This window comes from Thalassotalea agarivorans (genome assembly GCF_030295955.1).
Classification (GTDB): Bacteria; Pseudomonadota; Gammaproteobacteria; order Enterobacterales; family Alteromonadaceae; genus Thalassotalea_D; species Thalassotalea_D agarivorans.
The window spans coordinates 1,917,668-1,935,196 of the sequence record NZ_AP027363.1 but is presented as its reverse complement, the minus strand read 5'-3'; the positions used below and the strand labels follow the sequence as shown (position 1 = coordinate 1,935,196).

The following is a 17,529-nucleotide window of genomic DNA, read 5'->3' as shown; positions in this document are numbered from 1 at the left end:
TTAATCCTTCGTTGCTTCCAAGGTAAGTGATACCGAGTCGGCAAAGCGTAATGCATGGGGTTTTTCAACGGTGACTTTGGCATATTGCACTAGCTTGGGCTCTAAACAAATATCGAGTAAATCAGCGGTTAACTTTTCGAGTAACTTAAAGTGTCCATCCTCAACATGCGAGATCATTTTTTTGGTGATAGTTTTGTAGTTGAGCGCTTGCGCTTCTTCATCTGTTTGGCAAGCCTTACCGGCAGGGTATTTTATTTCCGCGTTGATTACGATGTCTTGCTGTTTAGTCATTTCCTCAGGATTAAAGCCAATAAAGGTTCTTAATCTAAGGTTAATAATGTTAATGGTGGCGATGTTGTTATTAGTAATCATATTAGTTATTTACGATACAGATTAATCTTCAGTATACAGTTTGTGGTCCCTGATAAAAGGGGCGTTTTGAAATTTGTACAGAGATTTACGAAATAGTGTTATTCTCAGATCAATGAACGGTTGTATTAATAGTGTTAGAGATAGTTAGTGAAATTCAGTCCAAAAGTTCAAGGTTTAATCGAAGCGTTTAAATGTTTACCTGGTGTTGGCGCTAAGTCTGCGCAGCGCATGGCATTTCATTTGCTTGAGCGCAATAGAGCAGGTGCTGACGCGCTGTCAGAAGCGCTCTCTGTAGCAATGCGCGATGTTGGCCACTGCCGTCAATGTCGTAATTTTACTGAAGCTGATGTGTGCGATATTTGTTTAAGCGAAAAGCGCAAACAAAGCGGCCTGATTTGTGTCGTTGAAAGCCCAGCTGATGTCATTGCAATTGAACAAACAGGGGAGTTTCAAGGGCGTTATTTTGTATTAATGGGGCATTTGTCACCTATTGATGGCATTGGCCCTGGCGACTTAGGCCTAGATGTTTTGGAAACCACCTTGCAGCAAGATAATGTGTCGGAATTGATTCTTGCGACAAACCCAACGGTAGAAGGTGAAGCTACTGCGCATTACATTGCATCGCTTGCCAAAGATTTCAATGTCTCTGTATCACGTATCGCACATGGTGTGCCTGTTGGTGGTGAGCTAGAGTATGTCGACGGAAATACACTGTCGCACGCACTTTCAGGTAGGAAAAACTACTAACGGCTTACCGCTTTTAAATAAAAGCACCTTTTTTATCAAAAGGTGCTTGAATTCGCTTTCATCACCCCCATTTCCTAATTATCTGTTCGCCTAATCAATAGGCACCTATCCATAAATAGAGATAAATAGGAGAAGTTTCAGATGTCTGAGACAGGTCAAAAACAAACGCATGGTTTCCAAACAGAGGTTAAGCAGCTTCTACAGCTGATGATCCACAGTTTATATAGCAATAAAGAAATCTTCCTTCGTGAATTAGTATCTAACGCTGCCGATGCGTCAGATAAACTACGTTTTAAAGCTCTTCAAAACGCTGACTTGTTTGAAGGTGATGCTAACTTGCGTGTGCGTATCAGCGCAGATGCAGAAAACAATACGGTTACCATCTCAGATAATGGTATTGGTATGACCCATGATGAGATCGTTGCCCACCTAGGTACCATCGCCAAATCAGGTACAGCAGACTTCTTTTCTAAGTTATCTGGCGACCAAGCCAAAGATTCTCAATTAATTGGCCAATTTGGTGTTGGTTTTTACTCGGCATTTATTGTTGCAGATAAAGTTACTGTGCGTTCACGTGCTGCCGGCGCAGCTAGCAATGAAGCGGTAGAATGGAGCAGTGAAGGTGAGGGCGAGTTTACTGTTCAAGCTATCGAAAAATCAGGCCGTGGTACCGATATTATTCTGCATTTGAAAGAAGATGAAAAAGAATATGCCGATGAGTGGCGCTTGCGCTCTATCGTCACCAAATATTCAGACCATATTTCGGTTGCGGTTGAAATGCTGTCTCCTGAAGTGGAAGCCGTAGCGGAAGAAAAAGACGACGAAGGTAATGTTGTTCGCCCTGCGATTGAAGCAAAACCTGCTCAGTGGGAAGCGATTAACAAGGCAACAGCGCTATGGACGCGTGAAAAAGCTGATATTTCAGATGAAGAATACAACGAATTCTACAAGCATGTATCACATGACTTTGCAGACCCTCTGCTGTGGGAACACAACAAAGTAGAAGGTAAAACAGAATATACCTCGTTACTTTATATTCCTTCAAAAGCGCCATTTGATATGTACAACCGTGAAAAGCAACACGGGTTAAAACTATATGTTCAGCGTGTTTTCATTATGGATGACGCGGAACAATTTATGCCAACCTACTTACGTTTTGTAAAAGGTTTGCTCGATTCAAATGACTTGCCATTAAACGTTTCGCGCGAAATTTTACAAGACAATAAAGTGACCCAAGCAATTCGCAAAGGCTGTACTAAGCGTGTGCTTAAAATGTTAGAAAAGCTTGGCAACAAAGATGCTGAAAAATACCAGTCTTTCTGGGACGAGTTTGGACAAGTGCTTAAAGAAGGCCCTGCAGAAGATATGGCCAACAAAGAGCAGATTGCCAAATTGCTACGTTTCTCTTCAACAGAAACTGACAGCGCAGTTCAAAATGTGTCACTGCCGCAGTATGTAGAGCGCATGAAAGACGGCCAAGACAAGATTTACTATGTGGTTGCAGACAGCTTTGAAGCAGCTAAAAACAGCCCGCACTTGGAAGTATTCCGCAAAAAAGGCATTGAAGTGTTATTACTTGCCGATCGCATCGATGAATGGCTTGTGTCTCATTTAACTGAGTTTGATGGCAAGCAATTGCAATCTGTTACCCGCGGTGGCTTAGACTTAGGCGAAATGGACGACGCTGAAACAAAAGAAGCGCAAGAGAAGCTAGAGCAAGAGTTCGACGATGTTATTTCACGTGTTAAAGCAGCGCTTGAAGGTAAAGTGAAAGATGTAAAAGTATCGCATCGTTTAACAGACTCGCCAGCGTGTATTGTCACTGATGAGCACGACATGAGCTCACAAATGGCAAAATTGATGGCATCTGTTGGGCAAGAAGTTCCAGAAACGCTACCTATTTTCGAAGTGAATGTTGAACATGAATTAGTAAAACATGTTGCTGAAACGCAAGATGAAGATCAATTCAAGCAATGGTCTGAAGTACTGTTTGATCAGGCAACCTTAGCTGAACGCGGTAGCCTTAAAGATCCTGCAAGCTATGTGGCAAGATTAAACAAGTTGATGCTGTCGCTGACAAATCGCTAATTTTGTATACAAAGCACTAGACTTTAGTATGAAAAGGGGCCTTGCGCCCCTTTTTTGTGCAATTTTCACTTGTTAGATATAGCCTTAAAATGTATAGTTGCAGGCAGAAAATTAGGCTGGCACTGAAGTACAGTTTGCCAGTACTAACACAATAATTAATCGCAGTATTTTTTGCATAAAGGTTTAATTCAATGCGTATAATTTTATTAGGTGCACCCGGTGCTGGTAAAGGTACTCAGGCGCAGTTCTTAATGAACAAGTTTGGTATTCCACAAATTTCTACAGGCGACATGTTACGAGCTGCGATAAAAGCAGGTACAGAGCTTGGTAAGAAAGCAAAAGAAGTCATGGATGCTGGTCAACTGGTGTCTGATGAGCTCATTATTGGCCTAGTAAAAGAACGTATTGCACAAGACGACTGTAAAGGCGGTTTCTTGTTAGACGGTTTTCCTCGCACAATCCCACAAGCGGATGCGATGAAAGAAAATGGTATTGACGTAGACTACGTCATTGAATTTGATGTACCAGACCAAGTTATCGTTGACCGTATGGGCGGCCGTCGTGTTCACCCTGCATCAGGTCGCGTATACCACGTTGTTTACAATCCACCGCAAGTGGAAGGAAAAGACAACGAAACTGGCGAAGACTTAGTTATTCGCCCAGATGATGAAGAAGCAACAGTACGTAAACGTTTAGGTATTTATCACGAGCAAACAAAGCCGCTTGTTGATTATTATCAAGCAGAAGCTAGCGCAGGCAACTGCACTTACTTAACGCTTGATGGCACACAAGCAGTTGATGCTGTTAGTGCAACGTTAGCTGAAAAATTAGGGTAAGCATTACCTTATAGAAAAGCCCGTTGATGAAGTTCAACGGGCTTTTTTTTGCCTGAAACTTGTCTCTATTACAGAATGTTTTTCTCTATTGTGATACCTAACCGCTTTGCTAACCGGACTAAGTTGGCGCGATCTACATTGAGGTGTCTTGCCGCTTTGCTCCAATTACCCTCGTGCACAACCAGTGCTTGCTTGACCAATTTTCTTTGATATTCATTCATGGCATTGCGCAAATCAAGGGGTGTTTGTGATTGCGGTAAATATGGCTCTGTATTTGCGCTAATCTCATGTGCATTTGCAGTGGCAGTTTCAGTAGCTGGGAGTAGGGATAAATCATCGCCATCTTTTAAATCGATAGTAACAATATGGTCGTGGCGTTGTTGCATCGGTACCTTCGCACAGGCTTTTAACGCGGCACGTGTTAGAAAATGCTCCAATTCTCTCACATTACCAGGCCAATTGTAGCTGGCTAGATTTTCACTCAATGCAGGCGATACTTTCAATTGATTCACACCGAGCTTTCTGCTGGCGCGTTCGATAAAGAATCCCGTTAATAGGTTTATATCTCCTTCGCGCTCTCGTAAGGGTGGCACAGCGATAGGGTATACATTTAATCTGTGGTATAAATCGGCGCGAAACCGTCCCTTGTTAACTTCTTCTTTTAGATCGCGATTAGTCGCGGCAATCACGCGCACATTTACCCTAATGATATTGTCTTGACCCACGGGCTGTATTTCATTGCTTTGCAGTGCTCTAAGCAACTTGCTTTGTGTTGATAAGGGGAGTTCGCCTACTTCATCTAAAAACAGCGTACCGCCGTCAGCAATTAAGAATTTACCCGCTCGTTTGGACTCGGCGCCTGTAAACGCACCTTTAACATGACCAAATAGTTCACTTTCCACTAAATTTTCAGGCAGCGCAGCGCAATTAACATAGATCATTGCTTGTTCGTAGCGATCAGATTGTTGGTGAATACTATGGGCGACTAATTCCTTACCGGTGCCACTTTCACCTTCTATCAGTACAGAGTAGTTTGAGGGGGCAACTAAACTAATGTCGTGTTTTAGCTTTTTAATCGCCGAGCTTTGGCCAATAATCTCCATAAAACTGCCAGAGAGGTTAGGTTCGTTGAGCGCTTTCATCACCGCTTTGGCATGATTCACGTTTTCTTGTAACGACTCCATAGTAAGCGAGGAATGTAAACTTATAGACGCCATAGAGGCTATTAAGGCGAGCGAACGCGAAGATAATTGGTCAAACACTGCAGGGGTTAAACTGTCTAGTGTTAATACACCGATTAATTGCTCGCTAAAGTACAAAGGAATACCCATGCAGGCGTGTACAGGTAAATCACCTTCCATAGCGGTTAAAAGACCATCATAAGGATCTGGCATGTCTGAATCAGCGGGGAAACGAACGGCTTGGTCAGCATTGCAAATCGCTTCAAACCTTGGGTGCTGGTCAATATGAAAGCGTCTGCCAATAGTTTCCTTGGCTAACCCTTGTTGAGCCAAAGGTTGCAAATAGTCACCTTTATAGGCAAGTAACACGATAGCGTCACAGGTGATCATCTTTCTAATGGCGGTCAGCAGGTCGTCATAACGGTGATCGGTTGCCACACTTTGTGCTAATGCGATAGATAGCTCTAATAGTTGGGTATTGTTCAAGTTATTCATTTCGACACCTATTCATATCGCAAAACCAGTTCATAATGACTTATTGTAGTCTTTATGACTCGGTTATCAAGTGTGTCTAATTGACATATTTTGCTGGCTTTATTTTGTGTTTTTGTTTTATATCAATAACTTAAAGTTTTGGCACTGTTCTTGATTATACAAAGCAGACAAAAATTTTAGTTGGAATAATGATGTACACAAACTTTGTATTAGCAAACACCCAAGGCTACGATAACTCACAGTTAAACTTTCAAAAATGCATTATTGGCGGTAATTGGACGATGATCGTATCGTTTTCTATCGCATTGATATGTTTGATGGTTACCTTTCAATTTGAACAGCACTTTACGCTTCATACGCAAATTTTTGCTCATATCGCGACAATACTATTCGCGGGTCTATTTAAGATAGGTTATGTTCTGCGTTGCGTTGGTGTTCATGGCCTTGGCTACAAAGTGTTTTAATCCTTTGCCGTTTGACTTAAGCGGGCGAATACATAGCCACCGGTAGCGCCGGCAATTAACTGCGCGTAAAAGCCCCAGCCGCGAGCACCGGCAATTATGTGAATGTTCATTAATGATTCGATGGCCAGTAATACTAAGGTAAAGGCAACGACTCCTGCTAGCACGTGCAGCGAGATGCGATAATGCGTTAGTTTTTTTGCAAGCAGGCTGGCAACCAAAAAGGCGATAAGACAAGCAATAGCGATAATTACGCCATAGGTTGGTAAAAGCCCTAGCCAATCTTCAAAGGTTAAACTTAACCTGTCGTTAATGCCCACAACGACACCTACTTTCACCAATTGATTGACAACATATTGGCTATGGAACAAGCTAGCTAATGTAAACGTTAATAACCAAGAAACTAAAAATGGAGGAAGGTAACGTGTCAAAAATTGCATGGCTAGATCAACTAAAAGGAGTTCGTTTTACTTACCCTATCAAAGGCGCTAAGGGTAAACAACACCTGCCTTGGTTTGCTGTTGCTTTGTTCACGGCTTTTTCTTTTAACGCGATTGCTGAGTCACCGGTAGATTCTTACAAGGTAACAACCATAGCAACCGGCTTACAGTCGCCGTGGAGCATGGTGCAACTGCCAGGCGGTGCATGGATTATCACCGAACGAGATGGCCATGTGGTCTTGGTTAAAGGCGCAAAACAAACCCGTTTGAATTTGGATTTGGACGGACTTTATCTGGCGGGACAGGGTGGTTTGCTCGATATTGTATTGTCACCGCAATATGCCCAAACAAAAGAGATCTTTTTTACCTATGCGCAAGGGGAACTAGCGGCTAATCGCTTAGTGATTGCCAAAGCGGTATTTGATGGAGATAAATTTTCTTCGCCGACAATTGTGTATAAAGTTGCCACGGATAAAAATACGCCACAACATTATGCGGGAAGAGCACTGTTTCTGCCTGACGGAAGTTTACTGTTTAGTAGTGGCGACGGTTTTGATTTTAGAGAGCAAGCGCAAGTGCTGACAAGCCAGCTAGGTAAGCTGTTAAGAATTAACGCCGATGGCAGCATTCCAGAAGATAATCCTTTCGAAAATGAGCAGAATAAAGCGGCGCAAGCTGTTTATTCTTTGGGGCATCGCAATACTCAAGGCTTAGTGTATGACTACGATAGTAAAATGATTGTGAGTCATGAACACGGTCCAGCTGGCGGAGACGAGTTAAACTATATTAGTGCAGGCAAAAATTACGGATGGCCGGTAATTACCTATGGTAAAGACTATTCACAAGCGAGAATTTCACCATTTACAGACTATCAGGGCATGGAAAAACCCGTTATTGACTGGACACCATCAATAGCGCCTTCGGGCATGGCATACTATGGCTCTGTTCAGCAGCAATTCCCCGCGCTGAAACGACATGTATTAATTACCACCTTAGTTGACAAAAAGCTTTATGCGGTTGATTTAGACAGCAAAGCGCTTACCCAAACACATGTGTTTCCTGAAGTGTCAGGACGTTTGAGAGACGTATACATCACACAAGATTCGAGTATAGCGGTATTAGGAGACGGCAAGGATGCAACTTTGCAGCTGATTTCAGCGGATAATTAATTTTGTAAGTTGCTGATTTGTTATAGACACAAATGGTGTTTGTTGAAGAGAGTGATTAGCATTATTCTCAATAAAAAATATGTAATTTTACTCTCTTCAATATTAGCTCAATCTTAAGCAGGTAATACCTTCTTATAAGGTTTTACGATAACGTGCTGATAAACACCTGCTTCAATGTAAGGGTCGGCGTCCGCCCAGGATTGTGCACTTTCAAGGGAATCAAATTCCGCAATAACTACAGAGCCGGTAAAGCCTGCATCGCCAGGGTTTTCCGCGTCAATTGCAGGGCAGGGACCAGCAACTAATAAACGCCCTTGTGCTTGCAGATCTTTTAAGCGAGCGATGTGTTTATCTCTTACTGTCATACGCAGTGCCAAACTATCTTCTACGTCTTGGCTAAAAATTACGTAAAGCATGATTATTCCTTGTTTTCTGAAGATTCTTCTTCTGGACGAATGTATTTGTATAGATTAACGATAGTAAAGATTAAACCGACAAACATGAGTATGGTTAAACCGAACACTTTGTATTGTACCCAGGTTTCTTGGTCGAAGTTGTAAGCGACATAGATATTTGAGCCAGCGAAAAATAGGAAATAGCCCACCCAAGCATAATTAAGCTTTCGCCAAACTTGTTGCGGTGCATCAAACGCTTCTTCTAGGATTTTCTTGAGTAAATTTTGGTTCAGAACTTTGTCATATATTAAAAGTGCTGCGGCGAACAGAAGATAGACGATGGTCACCTTCCATTTTAAAAACAAATCGTTTTGCAAAAAGATGGTTAAGCCACCAAAGCCAGCCATTAGCCCAAACAACACCAAATGTTTTTTAGGAACAGGTTGCTTTCTAACAACAAAATAAAGCACTTGAAGTGCTGAGCAGACAATTAACGCGGCAGTTGCCCAATAAATATCAACAAATTTATATACCACAAAGAAAATAATGAGTGGCAAAAACTCTAATAATGCTTCCATTTGAAGGCTCTTGTTTATTCAAAGTGGTTTGATTGTATAGGAGGGAAAGGGGAGATGAAAGCGGCAAACTCATTAAAATTAAAAAGTCGGTTGATATTCAACAACCGACTTCTCTAAGTCCTAAAGCCCTAAAGCCCTAAAGCCTGTTGCTCGTGCTACGCTTCATAACCAAACGGATCGTCAATGGAATGTGAAGGCTCAGTAAACCACTTAGGGCCGTTGTCCGTCATATAAAAATGATCTTCTAAACGAATACCAAACTCGCCCGGCAAAACGAGCATCGGTTCATTTGAAAAGGACATCCCTTTAGCCAAAGGTGTTCTGTCACTGCGCACTAAATAAGGCCACTCGTGAATATCTAGGCCGATACCGTGTCCCGTACGGTGAGGGCAACCTGGTGTTTGATAGTCTGGCCCCATGCCACGCTCCGCTAGAAGATTACGGGCGGCTACGTCTACGTCGCCACATGGAACGCCAATTTGTGCCGCTGAAAACGCCGCCGCTTGCGCATCTTTTTCAACTTGCCACATATCACGTTGTCGCTGGTTAGGCTCGCCAAATACATAGGTACGAGTAATATCAGAGTTATATCCTTCTAACTGACAACCTGTATCGATTAACACCACCTCATTTTTTTCGAGTGTTTTTGGGTTTGCTACGCCATGCGGATAAGAAGAGTCTTCACCAAACAGTACAATACAAAAATAAGAACCTGCACTTGCGCCCACGCGCTTATGTGCTTCGTTGATAAACTGTGTAACTTCTTGCGTACTAATACCTTCGCGCAAAATACGGGCTGCCGCTTTATGTACTTCTAATGTCATATCTTTTGCGCGCTGAAGGAGGGCTATTTCAGCGTCTGACTTTTGTGTTCTGCAGCCTGCTGTCACAGGTTTTGCGTCGACCAACTGGTATTGTGACGCGTGTTCATTGATACCATTTGCAATGAAAAATGCAGTTGATTCATCTAACGCTATTTTTCCTTCGCTAATGCCCATGTTTTGCAGCGCGTTGATAAACAGTAAATAAGGGCTTTCGTGTTCTTGCCATGCATTTACTTCGCCTTTAATCGTCATATATTGATTGAGGGTATTTACTTCAAAATAAGGTGCAATATATTCAATCTTGCCCTGCTGAGGAATGATCGCGCCAACCATGCGTTCACTTGCGTACCACTTAGTACCGGTAAAGTAATACAAATTAGTACCTGCATTGATATAGGTTGCGGCAATATCATGTTTTGTCATCAAGGCTTGCGCCTTTTCAATGCGTGCGTTGAATTCCTGTGCAGAAATGGGAGAGATCCCTGCGGTCATATCAGTTAATTTAGCTAATTCTTGCTCTGCAGTTGAGCCACCAACACCTATTGTCATGTTACATCCAAGCGTAAATATTCAATTGATATACAATATACACTGATACTAAGGGAGGTAAAAGAGGAAATCTTGTGTTTTCACGTGTTATTTTAAACACAATGCTAAGGGCTAAGGGCTAAGGGCTAAGGGCTAAGGGCTAAGGGCTAAGGGCTAAGGGCTAAGGGCTAAGGGCTAAGGGCTACTCTATTTCGATTTCGATATGGGTAACGGGTATGCAGCAACAAGGCAATATTTCACCTTCACCAACATAAGCGAGCGGTTCGCCATTAGGGTAGGCGACTTGCCCACGTTTCAAGGTTGCGCGACATACGCCACAAAAGCCATCGCGGCAGTGATAAGGCGCGTCAATTTTGTGTTTTTCTAGTGCAACTAGGAGGGTTTTATCTTCTGGGGTAAAAGGGATTTTTTGACCGTCGATAACAACGGCTTTGCGCTCATCTTTTTGCGCATCCTTGGCTGAAGAAGTAGGAAGCTCCATGCGCTATATCCTTAGCGCATGAAGCGAAATGTGAAACGACTAGAGATCGAAGTCATCAAAGTCGTCACTCGATACACTAGAGTCTACTTGACCTACTAGGTAGCTCGAAATCTCAGTTTCTTGTGGTGCAACTTGAACGTTGTCACTTGAAAGGTAAGCGTTAATCCATGGTAGTGGGTTCGCTTTAACATCAAACGGCGCGTCAAAACCAATCGCTGCCATACGTTGATTAGAAATATACTCAATGTATTGCTTTAAGATTTCAGCGTTCAAACCAATCATTGAACCGTCTTTAAACAAATATTCAGCCCATTCTTTTTCTTGTTCTACAACATCTAAAAAGACCTGCTTACCTTGCTCGGCAAGTTGCTGTGAAATCTGAGTCATTTCATCGTCATCTTGACCATTGCGCCACAAGTTAAGAATGGTTTGTGTGCCCGTTAGATGCAAGGCTTCGTCACGTGCGATCAACTTGATAATTTTCGCGTTACCTTCAAGCAATTCACGCTCCGCAAAGGCAAATGAACAAGCAAAGCTCACGTAAAAACGAATCGCTTCTAGGGCATTAACACTGCATATGGCGAGGTAAAGTAACTCTTTTAGCTTGCGCTCAGACACTTCAACTATTTCGCCATTAATCTCATAACTGCCTTCGCCTTGTGTTTGGAAAAGCTGAGTGGCCAAAATAACTTGGTCAAAATACTTAGCAATGCTGCTAGCGCGATTTAAGATTGCCGGGTTGACGACGATATCATCAAACACTTCACTTGGATCAGAAAACAAGTTTCTCAAAATATGGGTATAAGAGCGTGAATGAATTGTTTCACTAAACGCCCATGTTTCAATCCACGTTTCTAATTCAGGTAAAGAAACCAAAGGCAGTAACACAGCATTAACTGAACGCGCCGCCATTGAATCAAGCAGTGTTTGATATTTTAGGTTTGAAATAAAAATGTGCTGCTCTGACGGCGTTAAGCTCTGCCAGTCAGCTCTATCCTTAGATACGTCAACTTCCTCTGGACGCCAAAAGAAGGATAATTGTTTCTCGATCAAACGTTCAAAGTTACTAAATTTTTGTTGGTCGTAACGGCTAACATTAACGCTTTGGCCAAAAAACATCGGTTCTTTAAGCGCGTCATTAGCGGTTTGATTAAACGTTGTATATGTCATTTTTGCTCCTGAAAAAGCTGCACCTAGTGCAGCTTTTCGTATGCGTTAGTTATATCTTACAAGCACCGCCTTCACAGCCATCATCGATGTCTGTTTGGCTATCGTCAGCACCATCGCGAGTATTATGGTAATACAAGGTTTTTACACCTAGCTTATATGCTTTAAGAATATCTTTTAGAATTTGTTTCACCGGTACTTTACCGCCTTCAAACTTGGCTGGGTCGTAGTTGGTGTTTGCAGAAATTGTTTGGTCAACAAACTTTTGCATAATACCAACAAGCTCTAAATAGCCGTCGTTAGAAGGGATATTCCAAAGTAACTCATAGTTGTCTTTTAACTTTTTGTACTCAGGAACAACCTGCTTTAACACACCGTCTTTACTAGCTTTTACACTAATATGACCGCGCGGTGGCTCAATACCATTCGTTGCATTTGAAATTTGGGAGGAGGTCTCAGATGGCATTAGCGCCGATACCGTAGAGTTACGAATACCATGCTCTTTAATGCTGGCTCTTAAGCCTTCCCAGTCAAGATGTAATGGTTCACCAGTAATTTTGTCGATCTCTTTCTTGTATGTATCTACAGGTAAAAGACCTTGTGATAAACGTGTTTCATTAAACAGTGGGCAAGGGCCCATTTCTTTTGCCAATTCGTTTGACGCTTTCATCAAGTAGTATTGAATGGCTTCAAACGTTCTGTGCGTTAAGTTGTTGGCACTGCCATTTGAGTAGTACACACCATTTTTAGCGAGATAGTAGGCGTAGTTAATGACACCTATACCTAACGTTCTGCGTCCCATTGTAGCGGTATGTGCAGCGGGTACTGGGTAGTCTTGATAATCAAGCAAGCTATCTAATGCACGCACCGCTAAATCAGCTAAACCTTCTAGTTCGTCTAAGCTCTCAATTGCGCCTAAGTTAAACGCTGAAAGCGTACACAGTGCAATTTCACCATCAGGATCGTTAACATCCTTCAGCGGCTTAGTTGGTAGCGCTATTTCTAAACAAAGGTTACTTTGACGAATAGGGGCCACTTCTGGGTTGAACGGGCTATGCGTGTTGCAGTGGTCAACATTCTGCAAGTAGATACGGCCAGTACTTGCACGCTCTTGCGCAAACAAGGTAAAGATTTCAATCGCTTTAATACGTTTCTTACGAATGCTGTCATCCGCTTCATACTGTTTGTAAAGCGTGTCGAATTTATCTTGGTCTTCAAAGAATGCATCATATAAGCCAGGCACATCGCTCGGGCTAAACAAGGTAATGTCTTCGCCTTTGATCAAACGCTGATACATGGTTTTATTGAACTGTACGCCGTAATCTAGATGGCGAACACGGTTCTCTTCAACACCTCGGTTGTTTTTCAACACTAATAAGCTTTCAACTTCTAAATGCCACAGCGGGTAGTAAAGGGTTGCAGCGCCACCACGCACACCACCTTGTGAACAGCTTTTAACAGCCGTTTGAAAGTGCTTATAAAATGGAATACAGCCAGTGTGGAATGCTTCACCGTTTCTAATACTGCTACCTAAAGCGCGAATGCGGCCAGCATTAATACCAATGCCTGCACGTTGTGATACGTATTTAACAATCGCACTTGATGTTGCATTGATAGAATCTAAGCTGTCACCAGTTTCAATTAATACGCAAGATGAAAATTGGCGTGTCGGTGTACGTACACCCGCCATAATTGGCGTAGGTAATGAAATCTTGAACGTAGAGATAGCGTCGTAAAAACCTTTTACGTAATCCATACGTGTATCTTTTGGATACTTCGCAAACAAACATGCCGCTACAAGTACATATAAAAACTGAGCGCTTTCGTAAATTTCACCAGTAACACGGTTTTGAACAAGGTATTTACCTTCTAATTGCTTAACCGCGGCATAACTAAAGGTGAGGTCGCGACTATGGTCGATAAACGCGTCCATTTGCTCAAATTCTTCTTGGCTATAATCTTCTGCCAAATGCTCATCATACTTGCCTTCTTTCACTAGCTTGTTGACATGATCAAACAGCGTTGGTGGCTCAAATTGGCCATAGGCTTTTTTGCGTAGATGAAAAATAGATAATCGGGCAGACAAGTACTGATAATCTGGCGTTTCTTCCGAAATCAGGTCAGCGGCTGCTTTGATAATAGTTTCATGAATATCTTCGGTTTTTATACCGTCATAAAACTGAATGTGAGATTTAAGTTCCACCTGCGATACGGAAACATCGTCTAGGCCTTTGGCTGCCCATGTAATAACGCGGTGGATTTTTTCGAGGTCAATTGGCTCTTTTTCGCCATTTCTTTTTGTAACAAAAAGATTGCTGTTCATAGCGGTCCCGTAATTACCTATTTATGTTTAGTGTCCCTGAAAACATAAATGTACATATCTTGTGTAAGCGCTGCACAACATATGCACAATATCTAGGGGTTTAGTTATTCTTTAATCACAAGATAATGAGGTTTGGGTACTATTGCAAGCACTAAAAATTATGATCGAAAGGGGTCTCTTCTACGAAGAAAATTCTAGGTTAGTAACAACTAACCTAGGAGTGTTATTGAACTTAGTATTTAATAAATAACAAGGTTTTTTTAAGGTTAAATTTTGGCTATAGAATAAATTTTATTAAAGTTTTACGTCATTTATTTCATTTTGTAATAAAGAAAATTTAGTGTTTTAAATTCAATAACTTGAAAAATCGGCTAATCCTTGAACAATTTTACTTAGTCAAAAAAAGCGTTTTAATTGCCACCATTTAAGCTGCCTATTTTTGGTGCAGTATTGGTACAAAATTTGGTATTTATTTGTCTAAAATTGCTTCGTGCAACTACAGTAATGCTATATCACTCAAAGCGGAGTAGACATGACTAAGCCAATTGTTGCAGATAATAAACCGATTAGCGTTGAATTGAAGAAGGATGAAACTTACTATTTTTGCGCGTGCGGTAAAAGTAAAAACCAGCCTTTTTGCGACGGCTCTCACGCGGGAACATCGTTTAAGCCAAAGTCATTTGTTGCAGATGCGGATGACACAGCTTATCTCTGCCAATGCAAATATTCCGCAAACACGCCTTTTTGTGATGGCAGCCACAAGCAGTTTACGGCACAAGATGTCGGTAAAGAGGGGCCTGAACTTAGCACGTCAAATACGGACCAACCTCAAGTTCAGGCGACCAAAGAAGAACCAACCGTTGCCTTTATTCATCAGCTCGCGCGAGAAGGCTTATCTAAAATGGGGCATCACGGGCCAATGACCTCAATGGGAGTGCCTAGACATAAACTGCCACATTGGGATGATATTCAAATCATGACCGCGCAATTGGCAACTAAACCCCTGCAGGAAAATGTGCCAGTAAAGAGTGAGCTTATTATCGGCCCCAATGCGCAAAAACCGCTTAAATTGAGTATGCCATTGTTTGTTTCCGACATGAGCTTTGGCGCACTATCGGAAGAGGCGAAACTTGCTATGGCTAAAGGCGCTGAAGCGGCAGGAACCGGCATATGCTCGGGAGAGGGAGGCATGCTCCCTGAAGAACAGCAAGCAAACTCTCACTATTTCTACGAACTTGCCAGTGCTAAATTTGGTTTTGATGAGCAAAAATTAAAACATGTACAGGCCTTTCATTTTAAAGGTGGACAAGGCGCTAAAACAGGCACAGGAGGGCATCTGCCCGGTAATAAAAATAAAGGAAAAATATCTCAAGTCAGAGGTATTCCTGAAGGGCAAGCCGCGATTTCGCCGCCTACCTTTGCAGATTTAGTCACGGTCGATGATTTTAGACGACAGGCAGATAGAGTGAGAGAAGTCACTGGCGGAATACCAATAGGCTTTAAACTTAGCGCAAACCATATTGAAGCAGACATCCAATTTGCATTAGATGCCAGTGCAGACTACATCATTTTAGATGGTCGTGGCGGTGGCACAGGTGCAGCGCCAGAAATGTTCAGAGACCACATTAGTGTGCCTACCATTCCCGCGCTAGCCCGCGCGAGAAAATACCTTGACGAAGTGGGTAAATCGGGTGATGTAACGCTTATTATCACCGGAGGGCTGCGTGTACCCATTGATTTTGTTAAAGCATTAGCACTGGGCGCTGATGGTATAGCGGTGTCGAACAGTGCTATGCAATCGATTGGTTGCGTTGCTGCCAGAATGTGTAATACCAACAATTGCCCAGCGGGCATTGCTACTCAAAAAGAAGATTTAAGACAGCGTTTGAATGTAGACAAATCTGCGCAGCAACTGGCTAATTTCTTCAATGCTTCGAATGAGCTGATGCAGGTGATGGCAAGAGCATGTGGACATGACTCGCTTTCTGGTTTTAACCAAAACGATTTAGCGACATGGCGACATTACATGGCGCAGCTAACAGGAATAAAATATGCGGGAATAGGCGGTCTGTAAAGACCGCTCAAATCGTTTATAGCTTCTTAAACGCTAAAATATAGTTAACGTCCAAAGAATCATTTAACTTATGATTTTGTGTTAGCGGATTGTATTGAATACCTGCGCTGTCGATACACTTAAGCCCTGCAGCTTCTGCCCACTGAATCAGTGTTGAAGGTCGGATGAACTTGTCGTGATCGTGTGTACCATTTGGTACCAGTTTGAGCACTTTTTCTGCTGCAACAATGGCAAGTAAGTATGATTGAATCGTTTTGTTCAGCGTAGAAAAGAATGCATAGCCCCCTGGCTTTGTCATATCGGCACAGGCTTGCACAATTGAGGCTGGATCTGGCACATGCTCAAGCATTTCCATGCAAGTAACAATATCAAATGCCGCCATATTTTGCTGCGCCATATCTTCAGCTGGAATGCGCTGATAGTCCACTTCTACACCAGCTTCTAAGGCATGTAATTTGGCTACATTGAGTGGCTCTTGGCCCATGTCAATGCCGGTAACCTTGGCACCTAAGCGCGCTAAGCTTTCAGATAAAATACCACCACCACAGCCTACATCTATGGTTTTTTTACCAAACACATCTTTAACATGCTGAATGATAAATTGCTGCCTAAGTGGATTGATTTGATGCAGGGGTTTGAAATCACCTTCAAGGTCCCACCATTGATGAGCAACCTCTTCAAATTTGGCGATTTCGTCTAAGTTAACATTAGTTTGCTGCGACATAGTTCAACGTTAATAATTTCTAGAATTACTAAGATTTTAAACTAATGTCGCAGTGATTACATCTGCTAACTTGCAATTGAGAACTGTTTTGTTGGCATAGCGCGTTCGCCAAGCACATTGAGCATTTTTACTCGGCCTTCAAACACGGCGATAATCGACTTACCTTGTTTAAATGATTTTGGCAGAATGACGCGACCACCATTAACTTGAATGCCAGAAATGGTTTGACTCGACAATTGCAGGGCATTTTCTTCAAAGAAAAACACCGTGACACTTTTTTGAGAAATCTTATCCATCACTTACTCCAAATGTTTGTGCTAGTGGGGTAAGTGTAAATCTCATGTTAATAAAATAATGTAGGGAAGTCGTTGAAATTTGTTACTTTTTGTACAGCTTAATAAGGGAGGTTTAGTTGATTTTTGTGCATGCAAATGTAACGAGCTATTCGTTATCTTCCATTATCAATAAGCTCTTGAAAGCTCCCGAAAATTTTTACTAATAACATTGAATGAATTTTACATTTAACCTTGTGCGCTAATCGTGTTATAACCAGTACATAAAGAATTAACATATTTTTTACAACTGCCTGATTATATTGGTATATAGTTAAATAAGCTGTCCTAAA

Annotated in this window: 17 protein-coding genes; 6 read left to right on the top strand and 11 right to left on the bottom strand. The window is 42.1% G+C overall.

Annotated features, from left to right (window positions below; translation table 11 throughout):
* Positions 1-372 (bottom strand): dihydroneopterin triphosphate 2'-epimerase, encoded by a 372-nt coding sequence (folX, locus tag QUD85_RS09015; RefSeq protein WP_093331616.1) that lies wholly within the window; start codon positions 370-372, stop codon positions 1-3.
* A gap of 147 nt (positions 373-519) precedes the next feature.
* Between folX and recR the strand changes: the two genes are divergently transcribed.
* The 3 genes from recR to adk all read left to right on the top strand — a co-directional run bounded on the left by recR (position 520) and on the right by adk (position 4,043).
* Positions 520-1,119, top strand: a complete 600-nt coding sequence (gene recR / locus QUD85_RS09010) for a recombination mediator RecR (RefSeq protein WP_093331619.1) — start codon at positions 520-522, stop codon at positions 1,117-1,119.
* Between the two features lie 141 nt (positions 1,120-1,260).
* The gene (gene htpG, locus QUD85_RS09005; protein ID WP_093331622.1) at positions 1,261-3,207 is read left to right on the top strand and encodes a molecular chaperone HtpG; all 1,947 of its coding nucleotides are present in this window, start codon (positions 1,261-1,263) and stop codon (positions 3,205-3,207) included.
* A 191-nt stretch (positions 3,208-3,398) separates the two neighbouring features.
* Positions 3,399-4,043: an adenylate kinase gene (gene adk / locus QUD85_RS09000; protein WP_093331625.1), complete on the top strand. Its 645-nt coding sequence runs from the start codon at positions 3,399-3,401 to the stop codon at positions 4,041-4,043.
* A 68-nt stretch (positions 4,044-4,111) separates the two neighbouring features.
* Here the strand turns inward: adk and norR are convergent, their stop codons facing one another.
* Complete coding sequence (norR, locus tag QUD85_RS08995; RefSeq protein ID WP_093331628.1) at positions 4,112-5,719, bottom strand: nitric oxide reductase transcriptional regulator NorR; 1,608 nt, start codon at positions 5,717-5,719, stop codon at positions 4,112-4,114.
* A 188-nt stretch (positions 5,720-5,907) separates the two neighbouring features.
* Between norR and QUD85_RS08990 the strand changes: the two genes are divergently transcribed.
* Positions 5,908-6,183 (top strand): hypothetical protein, encoded by a 276-nt coding sequence (locus QUD85_RS08990; protein WP_143047968.1) that lies wholly within the window; start codon positions 5,908-5,910, stop codon positions 6,181-6,183.
* Here the strand turns inward: QUD85_RS08990 and QUD85_RS08985 are convergent.
* On the bottom strand, positions 6,180-6,620 hold the full coding sequence (locus QUD85_RS08985; RefSeq protein WP_093331635.1) for a hypothetical protein: 441 nt from the start codon (positions 6,618-6,620) through the stop codon (positions 6,180-6,182). The genes QUD85_RS08990 and QUD85_RS08985 overlap by 4 nt on opposite strands.
* Here QUD85_RS08985 and QUD85_RS08980 point away from each other — a divergent pair.
* Entirely contained in the window at positions 6,605-7,789 is a 1,185-nt protein-coding gene (locus QUD85_RS08980) for a PQQ-dependent sugar dehydrogenase (RefSeq protein WP_245732144.1), read from the top strand. The two genes, QUD85_RS08985 and QUD85_RS08980, sit on opposite strands and share 16 nt — an antisense overlap.
* A 113-nt stretch (positions 7,790-7,902) precedes the next feature.
* Here QUD85_RS08980 and QUD85_RS08975 read toward each other — a convergent pair whose 3' ends face one another.
* From QUD85_RS08975 to nrdA, 6 genes are all read right to left on the bottom strand, one after another.
* The gene (locus tag QUD85_RS08975; protein WP_093331640.1) at positions 7,903-8,205 is read right to left on the bottom strand and encodes a YciI family protein; all 303 of its coding nucleotides are present in this window, start codon (positions 8,203-8,205) and stop codon (positions 7,903-7,905) included.
* Positions 8,206-8,207: 2 nt separating this feature from the next.
* A complete protein-coding gene (locus QUD85_RS08970; protein WP_093331643.1) occupies positions 8,208-8,762 on the bottom strand; it encodes a septation protein A in 555 nt (184 codons plus the stop codon).
* Positions 8,763-8,917: 155 nt separating this feature from the next.
* On the bottom strand, positions 8,918-10,135 hold the full coding sequence (locus tag QUD85_RS08965) for a M24 family metallopeptidase (RefSeq protein ID WP_093331645.1): 1,218 nt from the start codon (positions 10,133-10,135) through the stop codon (positions 8,918-8,920).
* Positions 10,136-10,316: 181 nt separating this feature from the next.
* Positions 10,317-10,616 (bottom strand): class I ribonucleotide reductase maintenance protein YfaE, encoded by a 300-nt coding sequence (gene yfaE, locus QUD85_RS08960; RefSeq protein ID WP_093331648.1) that lies wholly within the window; start codon positions 10,614-10,616, stop codon positions 10,317-10,319.
* A gap of 39 nt (positions 10,617-10,655) precedes the next feature.
* On the bottom strand, positions 10,656-11,786 hold the full coding sequence (gene nrdB, locus QUD85_RS08955; RefSeq protein WP_093331651.1) for a class Ia ribonucleoside-diphosphate reductase subunit beta: 1,131 nt from the start codon (positions 11,784-11,786) through the stop codon (positions 10,656-10,658).
* Between the two features lie 49 nt (positions 11,787-11,835).
* Positions 11,836-14,106 carry a class 1a ribonucleoside-diphosphate reductase subunit alpha gene (gene nrdA, locus QUD85_RS08950; protein ID WP_093331653.1) on the bottom strand — a complete coding sequence of 757 codons (2,271 nt, stop codon included), beginning with the start codon at positions 14,104-14,106 and terminating at the stop codon, positions 11,836-11,838.
* Positions 14,107-14,638: 532 nt separating this feature from the next.
* Between nrdA and QUD85_RS08945 the strand changes: the two genes are divergently transcribed.
* Positions 14,639-16,180: a glutamate synthase-related protein gene (locus QUD85_RS08945; protein WP_093331656.1), complete on the top strand. Its 1,542-nt coding sequence runs from the start codon at positions 14,639-14,641 to the stop codon at positions 16,178-16,180.
* 16 nt (positions 16,181-16,196) lie between these two features.
* Here the strand turns inward: QUD85_RS08945 and ubiG are convergent, their stop codons facing one another.
* Together ubiG and QUD85_RS08935 are read right to left on the bottom strand one after the other, a co-directional pair.
* Complete coding sequence (gene ubiG / locus QUD85_RS08940; protein ID WP_093331660.1) at positions 16,197-16,904, bottom strand: bifunctional 2-polyprenyl-6-hydroxyphenol methylase/3-demethylubiquinol 3-O-methyltransferase UbiG; 708 nt, start codon at positions 16,902-16,904, stop codon at positions 16,197-16,199.
* Positions 16,905-16,969: 65 nt separating this feature from the next.
* A complete protein-coding gene (locus tag QUD85_RS08935; RefSeq protein WP_093331662.1) occupies positions 16,970-17,200 on the bottom strand; it encodes a TIGR02922 family protein in 231 nt (76 codons plus the stop codon).
* Between the last annotated feature and the right edge of the window lie 329 nt (positions 17,201-17,529).

Excerpts from the sequence above, each read along its gene's own strand:
- QUD85_RS08965 (WP_093331645.1), bottom strand. The coding sequence starts at position 10,135 with ATGACAATAGGTGTTGGTGGCTCAACTGCAGAGCAAGAATTAGCTAAA.
- QUD85_RS08990 (WP_143047968.1), top strand. The coding sequence starts at position 5,908 with ATGATGTACACAAACTTTGTATTAGCAAACACCCAAGGCTACGATAAC.
- ubiG (WP_093331660.1), bottom strand. The coding sequence starts at position 16,904 with ATGTCGCAGCAAACTAATGTTAACTTAGACGAAATCGCCAAATTTGAA.
- nrdB (WP_093331651.1), bottom strand. The coding sequence starts at position 11,786 with ATGACATATACAACGTTTAATCAAACCGCTAATGACGCGCTTAAAGAA.
- QUD85_RS08970 (WP_093331643.1), bottom strand. The coding sequence starts at position 8,762 with ATGGAAGCATTATTAGAGTTTTTGCCACTCATTATTTTCTTTGTGGTA.
- folX (WP_093331616.1), bottom strand. The coding sequence starts at position 372 with ATGATTACTAATAACAACATCGCCACCATTAACATTATTAACCTTAGA.
- QUD85_RS08935 (WP_093331662.1), bottom strand. The coding sequence starts at position 17,200 with ATGGATAAGATTTCTCAAAAAAGTGTCACGGTGTTTTTCTTTGAAGAA.
- QUD85_RS08945 (WP_093331656.1), top strand. The coding sequence starts at position 14,639 with ATGACTAAGCCAATTGTTGCAGATAATAAACCGATTAGCGTTGAATTG.
- QUD85_RS08985 (WP_093331635.1), bottom strand. The coding sequence starts at position 6,620 with ATGCAATTTTTGACACGTTACCTTCCTCCATTTTTAGTTTCTTGGTTA.
- nrdA (WP_093331653.1), bottom strand. The coding sequence starts at position 14,106 with ATGAACAGCAATCTTTTTGTTACAAAAAGAAATGGCGAAAAAGAGCCA.
- adk (WP_093331625.1), top strand. The coding sequence starts at position 3,399 with ATGCGTATAATTTTATTAGGTGCACCCGGTGCTGGTAAAGGTACTCAG.
- yfaE (WP_093331648.1), bottom strand. The coding sequence starts at position 10,616 with ATGGAGCTTCCTACTTCTTCAGCCAAGGATGCGCAAAAAGATGAGCGC.
- norR (WP_093331628.1), bottom strand. The coding sequence starts at position 5,719 with ATGAATAACTTGAACAATACCCAACTATTAGAGCTATCTATCGCATTA.
- htpG (WP_093331622.1), top strand. The coding sequence starts at position 1,261 with ATGTCTGAGACAGGTCAAAAACAAACGCATGGTTTCCAAACAGAGGTT.
- QUD85_RS08975 (WP_093331640.1), bottom strand. The coding sequence starts at position 8,205 with ATGCTTTACGTAATTTTTAGCCAAGACGTAGAAGATAGTTTGGCACTG.